The sequence below is a fragment of the Shewanella amazonensis SB2B genome, assembly GCF_000015245.1.
Classification (GTDB): Bacteria; Pseudomonadota; Gammaproteobacteria; order Enterobacterales; family Shewanellaceae; genus Shewanella; species Shewanella amazonensis.
The window spans coordinates 2,240,073-2,252,295 of record NC_008700.1; the positions used below are offsets into that span (position 1 = coordinate 2,240,073).

Consider the following 12,223-nt stretch of genomic DNA (forward strand, 5'->3'; position numbering starts at 1 on the left):
ACTGAATATTTATTCAAATATGCAGTTACAGTCTGTCACAAGCGCTCATGACACCAGCAAACCGTCCACCTGTCCGTTAACAATGCAAAGAGCTTATTTTGTGACGTGCATCACACTTTTTCTGTGACCCATATCGATTAAATCTACCCAATGGATGAATTTGATAATGAAACTCACCGAGTCTGTTAACGAATAGCGAAGGACATAAACCCTTGTCCCATAAAAAAAGAGACCCCAGGGGTCTCTTTTTTAAGCAGTGGTTTAGCGGATTTAGTCAATCTGGTTTGATAAGGTCAAAATGGCTGTAGGCACGGGCCGTGGCAATCCGCCCCCTTGGTGTGCGCTGCACAAACCCCTGCTGAATAAGAAATGGCTCAAGCACATCTTCTATGGTTTCACGTTCCTCACCGATGGCGGCGGCAAGGTTATCCAGACCCACAGGTCCTCCCATAAACTTGTCGATAATCGCCAGCAGCAGCTTGCGGTCCATGTAATCAAAGCCTTCGCTGTCCACATCCAATAAATCCAGTGCTGACTGAGCCACCGCACGGCTGATTGCGCCATCATGCTTCACTTCAGCAAAGTCCCGCACCCGGCGAAGCAGCCGGTTGGCGATACGGGGAGTACCGCGGCTGCGGCGGGCAATCTCTTCGGCGCCACCTTCATCCATGGGCACATCCATCACCTTGGCGGAGCGCGCCACAATGGATGACAGGTCACGGACATTGTAAAACTCAAGCCGCAGCGGAATGCCGAAACGGGCCCGCAGCGGTGATGTGAGTGAACCTGCTCGGGTTGTTGCGCCCACCAGGGTAAAAGGCGGCAAATCCAGCTTGATAGAGCGTGCAGCGGGCCCCTCACCTATCATGATATCCAGCTGATAGTCTTCCATCGCCGGATAGAGGATTTCCTCCACCACAGGGCTTAAGCGGTGGATTTCATCGATAAAGAGCACGTCACCTTCTTCAAGATTGGTGAGCAGGGCCGCCAAATCGCCTGCCTTTTCCAGCACAGGCCCGGAGGTGGACTTGATGTTCACCCCCATTTCGTTGGCAACGATATTGGCCAGGGTGGTTTTACCCAGGCCTGGTGGGCCGTAGATAAGCATATGATCCAGGGCTTCGCCGCGCTTTTTAGCCGCCTCAATAAAGACTTTAAGCTGGGCGCGGGTATCGTCCTGCCCCGTGTATTCGTCGAGTAATTTTGGCCGCATGGCGCGGTCAATCACATCTTCCTGACCCAGATCCTGGGGCTGAATAAGCCGGTCGGCTTCAATCATGGTATTCCCCTTTCACCTTAGAGCATGGACTTAAGTGCAGCCTTGATAAGCTGCTCGGGATCCATGCCCTCCTGGAAGGCACTGGATACGGCTTTGCTTGCCTGCTGCGGTTTGTAGCCCAATGACAAGAGCGCGGCTATGGCATCTTCTTCCACAGTGGCAGCCACCGGCGCCGGTGTGAAGTTGCTCTTAAGCACAAACTCTCGCTCAGCGCCCATGGAGGCTTCCATCAGGCTCTTGAGTTTGTCGCGCATCTCAACCAGCAGACGTTCGGCAGTCTTTTTACCCACACCGGGCAGCTTAATCAGGGTCGCGATATCGTCACGTTCCAGGCAACCAATAAACTCTTTGGCGGTCATGCCCGACAGAATAGTGAGCGCGAGCTTGGGGCCAACACCATTGGCCTTGATCAGCAAACGAAACAGTGAGCGCTCTTCTTTATGGATAAATCCATACAAAAGCTGAGCATCTTCACGGACCACAAAATGGGTATAAACAATGACCTCGGCGCCAGGCAGTGGCAGCTCGTAAAAGGAGGTCAGCGGCATTTGCAGCTCATAGCCAACACCGCCCACATCTATCAATACCTCTGGGGCGTGTTTCTCAACCAAAATGCCCTTTAAACGACCTATCATCTGTATCTTCCGTATGTTCTGACACTGGCGCGCCCACCGAGGGCCACCAGACTTTGATGGGTGTGATAATGACACATGGCAACCGCCAGTGCATCTGCCGCGTCGGCCTGGGGCGCTGCGGGGAGTTTCAGCATCTGCTGCACCATGTGCTGCACCTGAGCCTTTTGTGCCCGGCCTGTGCCCACCACGGCATTTTTAATCTGGGTGGCGCTGTATTCCGCCACCGGCAAACCTGCCACTGTGGCGGCGACTATGGCAGCGCCCCTCGCCTGGCCTAGCTTCAATGCCGAGTCGGCATTCTTGGCCATAAAGACCCGCTCGATGGCAAACTGGCTCGGCTGGTACTGACGGATAATTTCCTGCAGACCATCAAAAATCTGCTTAAGCCTGTCGGGCAGTTCATCCGATGAAGTACGAATACAACCGCTGCCAAGATAGAGCTGATGCCTGCCCTGACACTGGATAACCCCATAACCTGTGATGCGTGAGCCCGGGTCGACTCCTAAAATAATGGCCATGGATTATTCCAGCGTCTCCATCACCTCATCGGGGATGTCGGCGTTATGGTAAACCTCCTGCACATCATCATGATCTTCAAGCTGATCGATAAGCCGCAGGAATTTGGGAGCGGTTTCGGCATCAAGCACGGCCCGTGTGGATGGCACCATGGTCACTTCGGCGTTCACCGAGGAAAAACCGGTGCCATCGAGGGCATCTTTCACGGCGCCAAAGTCCTCAGGCGTAGTGTACACATCGGCACTGCCATCATCATTGATGATGACATCATCGGCGCCGGCATCGAGCGCAGCTTCCATCATGGCGTCTTCATCTGTGCCGGCCTCGAAACTTATCACCCCACGTTTGGTAAAGAGATACGCCACCGAGCCATCTGTGCCCAGGTTGCCGCCGGACTTATTGAAGGCATTGCGCACCCCGGTCACCGCCCGGTTGCGATTATCCGTCATGCACTCGACCATCACAGCAGTGCCGCCGGGGCCGTAGCCTTCGTAGATGAGGGTTTCCAGGTTGTCGCCATCAAGTTCACCCGAGCCGCGTTTAACCGCGCGTTCCACAGTGTCACGGGTCATATTGGCAGACAGGGCTTTATCGATGGCAGCACGCAGACGGGGGTTGGCATCGGCATCTGAACCACCCTCACGGGCGGAGACAACCAGCTCGCGAATGAGTTTGGTAAAGAGTTTGCCGCGCTTGGCATCCTGGGCGGCTTTACGGTGCCTGATGTTGGCCCACTTGCTGTGACCTGCCATAGAAATCTCCTTGAAATGCGGATAGATGACCAGTGTCCAGACTAACGAAAAACAGCGTCCGGGGAAAATGCAGTGGCCGTAAAAACAGACCGAGGCATGCGCCCCGGTTTGTTTGTGACTCTATCAGTCTTGTTTCGGCTCTTTCGGCAGAACCGCAATGCCCAGTTCCACCAGTTGGTCGGGGTTGGCATGTCCCGGCGCGTTGGTGAGCGGACAGGCCGCCGTGGTGGTCTTGGGGAAGGCCATCACATCACGGATGGAGCTGGCGCCGGTCATCAGCATCACCAGACGGTCCAGACCAAAGGCCAGACCCGCGTGTGGTGGGGTACCGAAACGCAGTGCGTCCAGCAGGAAGCCGAACTTTTCTTTGGCTTCTTCATCGTCGATGCCAAGGATACGGAACACGGTAGACTGCATGTCGCCATTGTGGATACGCACAGAGCCGCCGCCCAGCTCAACGCCGTTGAGTACCATGTCGTAGGCATCGGACACGGCCTTGCCTGGGCTCGCTTCAAGCTCGGCAGCAGTGACGCCGCGCGGCGCGGTAAAGGGATGGTGAACTGCGTAGAAACGGCCATCGGCCTTTTCGAACATCGGGAAGTCAACCACCCACAGTGGGCGCCACTCACCTTCGAGCAGTTTGAAGTCTTCGCCGGCTTTCAGACGCAGGGCGCCCATGGACTCGGCAACCACGTTGGCCTTGTCAGCACCGAAGAAGATGATATCGCCATCGGCAGCCTTGGTGCGGGCAATGATTTCCTTGATGATGTCTTCATTCAGGAACTTAGCCACAGGTGACTGAATGCCTTCAACGCCAGCAGCCAGGTTGTTGACCTTCATCCAGGCCAGACCGCGGGCACCGTAGATTCCTACAAACTTGGTGTAGTCGTCGATTTGCTTGCGTGACAGCTCGGCGCCGCCGGGGATACGCAGGGCAGCAACGCGGCCTTCTTCATCGTTGGCAGGGCCGGAGAATACCGCAAACTCAACGGCTTTAAGCAGATCGGCTACATCAACCAGTTCCAGCGGGTTACGTAGATCAGGTTTGTCGGAGCCAAAGCGGCGCATGGCTTCATCCCAGGTCATTTTCGGGAAATCACCCAGATCCACGTTCATCAGCTCGAGGAACAGGTTACGGATCATACGCTCGGTGGTTTCCATCACCTGATCTGAGGTCATGAACGAGGTTTCGATATCGATTTGGGTGAATTCAGGCTGACGGTCGGCGCGCAGGTCTTCGTCGCGGAAACACTTGACGATTTGATAGTAACGGTCAAAACCTGACATCATCAGCAGCTGTTTGAACAGCTGTGGCGACTGTGGCAGTGCGAAGAACTGACCTTTATAGGTACGGCTTGGCACCAGATAGTCGCGGGCACCTTCCGGAGTGGCCTTGGTCAGGATAGGGGTTTCAATGTCGAGGAAGCCGTTGCCATCCATAAAGCGACGCACAAAGCTGGTGACCTTGGCACGGAAAATCAGACGCTGTGCCATTTCAGGACGGCGCAGATCCAGATAGCGGTACTTCAGACGGGCTTCTTCGCTGTTGTTCTGGTGGTTATCCAGGCTCAGTGGCAGCGGGTCGGCGGCATTGATGATGGTGAGCGCTTTACCCAGCACCTCAATTTCACCGGTTTTCATCTGGCTGTTCACCTGGCTGTCAGGACGTGGGCGAACCACACCTTTCACCTGAACACAGAACTCGGCACGCAGGCTGCTGGCTACGTCAAACACGTCTGGCAAGTCCGGGTCATATACTACCTGAACCAAACCTTCGCGGTCGCGAAGATCCAAAAAGATCACACCCCCCAAATCGCGGCTGCGGTTTACCCAGCCAACGAGGGTGACTTCTTGTCCGACGTGAGACTTATTAACGTCTCCACAATAATGACTGCGCATTGAGAGTTATCCTTTTTCCTGCACCGGTGTGGCGGAAATCTGATTGAAAATTGTGACTGGGCATTATAGAGAAATAATGCCCTGAGCCAAAGTACTTCACTTTTGGTCGGTGAAGTATCCAGCATGTTTTTGTCATTGACCAGAGGCCCAGGCCAGCAAAATGCGACGAGTGCGCAAAAAAAACGCACTCTCAGGCACTGCGATAACCATTACCTCCCGCCTGTTTGGCGAAATACATCATTTTGTCGGCTTTTTGCATCAGGCCTATGGGGTTGTCGCTATCGGACGGGAAAATGGCGATACCGATACTGGCCGACAGTTTCAGGGTCTTTTTGCCGATGTTCAGCGGCTCGCCAATGCGGGCAATCAGGGTTTCAGCCACCTGACAGACGCTGTCCAGGTCGTGAATTCTATTGAGCAATACCACAAACTCATCGCCGCCGAAGCGCGCCACTGTGTCGGACTTTCTGACAGCCTCGTCCAGCAAGTTCGCCACCTTAACCAGCGCCGCATCCCCTGTGACATGCCCCTCGCTATCGTTGATTTCTTTAAAGCCATCCAGATCGACAAACAACAGTGCAAATTTACTCTGCTCACGGCAATGGAACAAGGTTGCCTGTTTAAGACGGTCATCAAGCAACATACGGTTTGGCAACCCGGTTAGCGGGTCGTGGCTCGCCAGATGGGCAATGCGCGATTCGGCCTCTTTTCTGGCCTGAATTTCGCCTTTAAGGCGCCGGTTAATCACGGTAATGACCAGCACCAAGAGTGTCAGCAGTGCCAAGGCTATCGCCACGCCCTTCATATAGCGCTGATAACGCACCAAGCCGGTGTCGAGCTTAATGTCCACCCACCGGCTATAGATTTCCTGCACCCTGGCTTTGTCCAGTTTGGCAATGACCCGATTGATAAAAGGCAGAAGTTCCGAGTGTTTGGCTGATACGGCTATGTGGCTCTTCTGATCGGCAAAATCTGCCAGCAGCGACATCTTCAGCTGCTGATACTGGCCTGCGCCCAGTTGGCTTGCGACTGTTACCACCTTTTCAAGGAACACATCGGCCTTACCGGATGCAACCGTTTGCAACCCGGATTGACTGTCCGGCACCAATACCAGCTTGATGCCGGGGTATTCTGCCATCAAACGGCTGATAATCTGGTATCCCTCTACAACCGCCAAACGCTGACCTTCGAGCTGTTCAAGGTTGAATACGGTGACGCTTTCCAGTGGGCTAACCAAAGCCCAGGCCGAGGGCCAGTAGGGTTCTGAGTATCCCATTTGCCCTTCCCGCTCGGCGGTTTTGGCCACGCTGCCCGCTAAATCTATGTTGCCTTTTGCCAGGGCGCTTATCAGATCGCTCCATTCCTTGAATGGCACGGGTTGAATTTCAATGCCCAACATGGCTTCCATCATCTGGGCAATGTCGGCATTAACGCCGGCAAAGTTACCCTGCTCATCAACAAACTCCATGGGCCCCCAGTTTTCAAGAAACCCCATACGCAAGGTGCCAAGTCCATCAAGATAGCGCCGTTGGTTATCCGTGAGCTCTATGTGTTCTTTGCTTTTCAAAAACACATGGTCGCGGCTGTTGAGCATCCATTTTTGCTCAATGTCCGCCAGCTCTTTCCAATCAATCATGTTGAATCCAGAGGCAATACGATTGGCAAGCCCCTGATCTCCCTGACGGATCAGCGCATAAATTTCGGTGTCAAACTCAAGGGAAGGCACCTGATGAAATTCTGACCAGCTGCGATTGAGCAACAAGTAATGTTGGGTCCAGGCGGCGGCCGCCACAAAACCGACAATATCCCCCTGATGCACAGCGGTGAGCATTTCGTCCATACCCTGATAGAAACGGATCTGGGTGTTGGGTAAGGCAGCCTTGAGCGCTGCCACATAAGGTGCAGTCGGAAATACCCCAAGACGTTTGCCCTTTAGGGCATCCAGGTCATGACTTTGATCGCCGTACAAAAATAAACGGCTCTTGATGGTGTACATATGCCAGGCGCGGTAGAGCCCGGTATTCATATCGTCACTCTCCGGATAGCCGATATGCACATCGGCACGCCCCGAACGCACATCCTCCAGACTGCCATTCATATCGCCGGGGATGAAGTTAATGGGGATCCCGGTTTTTTCTGACCACAGCCGCCAGATATCAACGTAGAGGCCGTGGGGCTGACCATCGCCCCCCAGGTCTACAAAGGGCTCAACCCCCAGTTGCATGGCAATGGCGAGACCACTTTGCTGACGCTGATACCCCAGCCAGCGACGCTCTAGCTTGCGAATAAAATCATCGGCGACATTGGCAAAGCCTTCGTTTATCTCCCGGATAAGCGCATTGTTGCCCTTTCTGACCGCTGGATGAAGTTTGGTCTCCCGAACCAATACCCGTGTATTAATGGGAAACTCAGCCGCGAGTTTCTGCTGCAACGCCTGGTCGCGCATGTAGCCTTCCATCCCGGCAAACGCAACAAGCTCTCCCCGGTATGCGGCTTCAAGGAGGCTATCGCGGGTAGGGAAATAGCGAAACACCAGACCGGGCTGGCGGCTACTGAGCTCCTGCTCAAAGGTAGAACCCTGTACTATGCCGATTTGAAAGGGTTGAAGTTCTTCAAGTTTTGTACGTCCCTGCAACTGCTTATGCAGGTAGACGTAGGTGTTAACGTCAGAAATGGCGTTTGCAAATGCAAACCTGGCTTCGCGTTCAGGATTGATAGCCATGCCCAAATGGACATCGGCGCGCCCGTCTTCCAACTGGGCAACCGAATCGCGCCACACCCTCCCGACAAATACCACCGGACGACGATTGACCCTCGACCACTCTTTCCACAACTCCACCAGTAATCCCTGTGGTTCGCCATCATCATCAAGGAACTGAAATGGATAGCTGTCTTCTCCCATCACCAACACCAGTGGCTTTTCACTGGCATGAAGCACAGAGGGCAACAAGAGGCTAAGGAAAAAAAACAGTCTCAGAATAAGCTTCAAAGGGAACACCCAAAAGGTCAATAAGGCGTAAAGGGAATGTTACTTAACGATATATTAGACATAAATTTCCACGAAATAGCCAGTGTGCCCTTGCTGGTCAGAAAAGCGTTTCGTTAAAATACAAGGCTATATTGTGAGATAAGAATCCCATGACCAATCAACAGGACACACTGTTCGCCGAGCCAGGCGAGCATCAGGGTAACTTCCAGTTTGACAGTCGCGTTGCCGGTGTATTTGGCGACATGATCCGCCGCTCAGTGCCCGGTTACACGCAAATCATTAACACGATTGGTGAAATTGCTGACCGCTGCGTCACGCCAGGCTCCAATGTTTATGATCTGGGCTGTTCTCTGGGAGCCGCGACTCTTGCCATCCGCCGCAAAATCGAAGGTCGCAATGCGCGCATTTTTGCCATCGATAACAGCGAGCCTATGTTGGTACGGGCTGAAGAAAACCTCTCCGCTTACGTGAGCGACACCAAAGTTTTCTTTCAGCTGGCTGATATTCGAGATCAAACGTTTGAAAATGCCTCTCTGGTGGTGCTCAACTTTACCCTGCAGTTTTTGCCGCCAGACGACAGAGACACCCTGCTGGCACGCATCTATCAGGGACTTAACCCCGGCGGTATCCTGCTGCTGTCTGAAAAACTCAAATTTGACGGCGTCGATGTCCAGGCATTACTGGACTCGCTGCATCTCGATTTCAAACGGGCAAATGGTTATAGCGAACTGGAAATCAGTCAAAAACGCAGCGCCATTGAGAATGTACTGATCCCCGACACGCTGGAACAGCACAAAACCCGACTGAACCAAGCCGGCTTCACCCAGGCTGACCTTTGGTTCCAATGTTTTAATTTTGCATCTATGGTGGCTATCAAGTGATCAGTTTCTCAAGCTTTTATCGCCAAATCGCCGATACTCAATTGCAACACTGGCTTGAGTCTTTGCCCGCAATTCTGGGTGAATGGCAACGCCAACATAAACATGGAAACCTGCCCAAATGGGAGAAGGTGCTGGCAAAGCTGCACTATCCGGCCCCTGAGTTCCTTGACTTGAAAGACAGCGTGACGATTGGCGATGGGCTGCAACTTGACAGCGGACAAACCGAGAAACTCGAAAACCTGCTGAAAATACTGCAACCATGGCGCAAGGGGCCGTTCCATGTACATGGGATTCATATTGATACCGAGTGGCGCAGCGACTGGAAATGGGACAGGGTTTCCCCCCACTTAAGCCCGCTGACCAATCGCACGGTATTGGATGTGGGATGTGGCAGCGGCTATCACATGTGGCGCATGCTGGGTGCGGGAGCCAAACGGGTGGTGGGAATAGACCCATCTGCACTGTTTCTGTGCCAGTTTGAAGCCATTAAGCGCCTGATAGATACCGAGCTGCCAGTGCACCTATTGCCACTGGGCATAGAGGAACTGCCGCCGCTGGATGCGTTCGATACTGTGTTCTCTATGGGCGTGCTTTATCACAGACGCTCCCCCATCGATCACTTGTTACAACTTAGGGATCAATTGCGAATGGGTGGTGAACTTGTGTTGGAAACCCTGGTGGTAGATGGTGATAAAGACACGGTTCTGGTGCCCCAAGATAGATATGGCAAGATGAATAATGTATGGTTTTTACCATCAATTGATGCACTTAAGCTGTGGCTTGAGAAATGTGACTTTACCGATGTGCGCTGTGTGAATGTGGATGTCACCTCCCTTGCGGAGCAGCGCAGTACCCCATGGATGCAAAATGAATCGCTTGTGGATTACCTGGATCCCAAGGACGTCAATCTTACAGTAGAGGGATATCCGGCACCCAAGCGGGCCACCTTCATTGCGGTAAAGAACCGCAGTCCACAGGATGCAGACTGAGACAAGAACCGCTATCGAAAGGGAAGCAAAGACTATGTTCAAACATACCCTGGCCGTTGCCATCATCGCCGTATGTGCAGGTTGCAGCACTACCTCCAAACCCGAAGTTGCAGGCCCTGCCCCGCTAAATGCCCAAGAGCTGAAAGCCAACCTCGATAACAGTGAAGCGCGCATGATGGCCGTTATCGATAAGGGAAATCTGGATACACAAGCCAAACTTTCTGAACTGAACAGCGCCATCGCAGCCCTGGATAAAAACCTCGCGACATTCAAGCAAAATAATCAAATGACTGCGGCCGCAGTAGTACCTGTCGAATGTCCGCCCAGTGCCATCGGCGACAAGTTCATGCTGGGGGAAGTCGAAAAAGTCTTCATCGACGAACTTAAAGCCAGCTTTCACACCCGCATCGACACGGGGGCTGAAAGCTCGTCACTGGATGCCCGCAACATCCTCCTGTTTGAGCGAGACGGCGAACAATGGGTGCGCTTCGATGTGATGGTACAGGGAGAATCCAAACCGGCCTCCACCTATGAGTCAAAAGTGGTGCGTTTTGTGCGCATTAAACAGGAAGGCGATGTGGACGACCGTCGTCCTGTTATTCACGCCCACCTTAAAATCGGCAAATACAGCGCCGAAACCGATCTGAATCTAACCGACCGCAGCCATCTGGATTATCCCTTGTTGCTTGGCCGTAAATTTATCAAAGACATTGCAGTTGTGGATGTCAGCCAGCAGTTCATTCACGGAAAGTAACAGATCTCAAGAGCAAAGGAGCGCAGATGCACTCACGTAAGCCATTTTATATTTTCGTTTTTTTATTGGTTGTCCTTGGGATCTCCAGCAGTATTTATCGCGGTGTAGAGCACAGGGTACCCTTCTTGCCGGGCGAGCAGGTCAATACCTGGGCGATAGATGCAAAGGTCAGCTTTATCGGCCAGGGTGGCGAAAGTGAAGTGTCGCTTGCCTTACCCCAGGACCCCGCATTTGAAGTGCTGCTTGAGCACACAACGTCTGCTGGTTTTGGCCTGGCGATGATGGACGATGCCGACGGGCGACGTGCATTGTGGAGCAAACGTGCGGTGCTTGGGCAACAGGATCTCTACTATAAGGTGACCTTGGTTCCCACAGGCATTTCTCGGTTAGTTGAGGATATCGAACCAAAAACGCCCGAAGCGCCTGTCTGGGCCGCCACCGAGCAGACCGCCGCTCAGGAAGTCATCGATGCCGCCTGGGAACGCAGTGGCTCCAACCTCTCCTATGCCCGCCAACTGGTAACTCTGGTGGGGACCGAAAAGAGCCAGAATCTGGCGCTGCTGCTGACAGCCCAAACGCCAAGCCGCCTCTTTATCAACTTGCTGGCCGCCAAGGGGGTTCCCGCCCGTGAAGTCTCAGCCCTGTTTCTGGAAGATCAGCGCCGGCGCCAGCAACTGGTGCCCTTTGTGGAAGTGTACGACCAGGGTGAATGGTATCTCTTTGATGCCACAAGTGGCAAAGAAGGACGCCCAGAGAATCTGCTGTTGTGGGAACGTCAGGGCAAGTCGGTACTGGACGTGATAGGCGGCAACAATTCTCAGGTAAGCTTTTCCATGCTGATGGAAACCCGCCCCGCCCTTGCCACCTCCATCGACATGATGGAAACCACTCAGGGACTGGACTTTTCACTCTATCAATTGCCACTGGAAGAACAGAGCCTGTTCAAAGGGATTTTGCTTATCCCCATCGGCGTGCTGATGGTGGTGTTTTTGCGGGTGATAATCGGTATAAAAACCTCTGGCACCTTTATGCCGGTGTTGATTGCACTGGCCTTTATCCAAACCACCCTGCTCACAGGTTTGGTTGGCTTTTTACTGATTGTGGCCTGTGGCCTGATGATCCGCTCTTATCTGTCGCACCTTAACCTGCTGCTGATTTCGCGAATATCGGCGGTCATCATAGTGGTGATTGGCATCATAGGTATCTTTACCCTGCTGTCTTACAAGTTTGGCCTCAGCGAAGGCCTGACCATTACCTTCTTCCCGATGATCATCCTCGCCTGGACCATTGAGCGAATGTCTATCCTGTGGGAAGAAGAAGGCGCCAAAGAAGTCGTGCTTCAGGGTGGCGGCAGCCTCTTGGTTGCGACTCTGGCCTACCTCGCCATGAGCGCAAGCTGGGTCCAGCACTGGGTGTTCAACTTCCTCGGGATCCACCTGGTGATCCTGGCGTTGGTGATGTTGATGGGCCAATACACGGGCTATCGCCTGCTCGAGCTTAAGCGCTTTAAACCCCTGGCGGGAGAATAA

At 53.4% G+C, this 12,223-nt stretch carries 10 protein-coding genes; 4 read left to right on the forward strand and 6 right to left on the reverse strand.

Features of this window, described 5'->3' with window-relative positions:
- Positions 1-274: 274 nt before the first annotated feature.
- From ruvB to SAMA_RS09655, 6 genes are all read right to left on the reverse strand, one after another.
- The gene (gene ruvB / locus SAMA_RS09630; RefSeq protein WP_011759952.1) at positions 275-1,279 is read right to left on the reverse strand and encodes a Holliday junction branch migration DNA helicase RuvB; all 1,005 of its coding nucleotides are present in this window, start codon (positions 1,277-1,279) and stop codon (positions 275-277) included.
- Positions 1,280-1,296: 17 nt separating this feature from the next.
- Entirely contained in the window at positions 1,297-1,914 is a 618-nt protein-coding gene (gene ruvA / locus SAMA_RS09635) for a Holliday junction branch migration protein RuvA (RefSeq protein ID WP_011759953.1), read from the reverse strand.
- A complete protein-coding gene (gene ruvC / locus SAMA_RS09640) occupies positions 1,911-2,432 on the reverse strand; it encodes a crossover junction endodeoxyribonuclease RuvC (protein WP_011759954.1) in 522 nt (173 codons plus the stop codon). Before ruvC ends, ruvA begins: the two co-directional genes overlap by 4 nt.
- Before the next feature lie 3 nt (positions 2,433-2,435).
- A complete protein-coding gene (locus tag SAMA_RS09645; RefSeq protein ID WP_011759955.1) occupies positions 2,436-3,182 on the reverse strand; it encodes a YebC/PmpR family DNA-binding transcriptional regulator in 747 nt (248 codons plus the stop codon).
- 123 nt (positions 3,183-3,305) lie between these two features.
- Positions 3,306-5,081, reverse strand: a complete 1,776-nt coding sequence (aspS, locus tag SAMA_RS09650; protein ID WP_011759956.1) for an aspartate--tRNA ligase — start codon at positions 5,079-5,081, stop codon at positions 3,306-3,308.
- A gap of 190 nt (positions 5,082-5,271) precedes the next feature.
- Positions 5,272-8,070: a transporter substrate-binding domain-containing protein gene (locus tag SAMA_RS09655; protein ID WP_011759957.1), complete on the reverse strand. Its 2,799-nt coding sequence runs from the start codon at positions 8,068-8,070 to the stop codon at positions 5,272-5,274.
- A gap of 149 nt (positions 8,071-8,219) precedes the next feature.
- On the opposite strand from SAMA_RS09655, the gene cmoA reads away from it, so the two are divergent.
- From cmoA to SAMA_RS09675, 4 genes are read left to right on the forward strand one after another with little or no spacing between them, the layout of a single operon-like run.
- Positions 8,220-8,951, forward strand: a complete 732-nt coding sequence (cmoA, locus tag SAMA_RS09660; RefSeq protein ID WP_011759958.1) for a carboxy-S-adenosyl-L-methionine synthase CmoA — start codon at positions 8,220-8,222, stop codon at positions 8,949-8,951.
- The gene (gene cmoB, locus SAMA_RS09665; RefSeq protein WP_011759959.1) at positions 8,948-9,940 is read left to right on the forward strand and encodes a tRNA 5-methoxyuridine(34)/uridine 5-oxyacetic acid(34) synthase CmoB; all 993 of its coding nucleotides are present in this window, start codon (positions 8,948-8,950) and stop codon (positions 9,938-9,940) included. Before cmoA ends, cmoB begins: the two co-directional genes overlap by 4 nt.
- Before the next feature lie 34 nt (positions 9,941-9,974).
- Positions 9,975-10,694 carry an ATP-dependent zinc protease family protein gene (locus SAMA_RS09670; protein WP_011759960.1) on the forward strand — a complete coding sequence of 240 codons (720 nt, stop codon included), beginning with the start codon at positions 9,975-9,977 and terminating at the stop codon, positions 10,692-10,694.
- A gap of 26 nt (positions 10,695-10,720) precedes the next feature.
- Complete coding sequence (locus SAMA_RS09675) at positions 10,721-12,223, forward strand: UUP1 family membrane protein (protein WP_011759961.1); 1,503 nt, start codon at positions 10,721-10,723, stop codon at positions 12,221-12,223.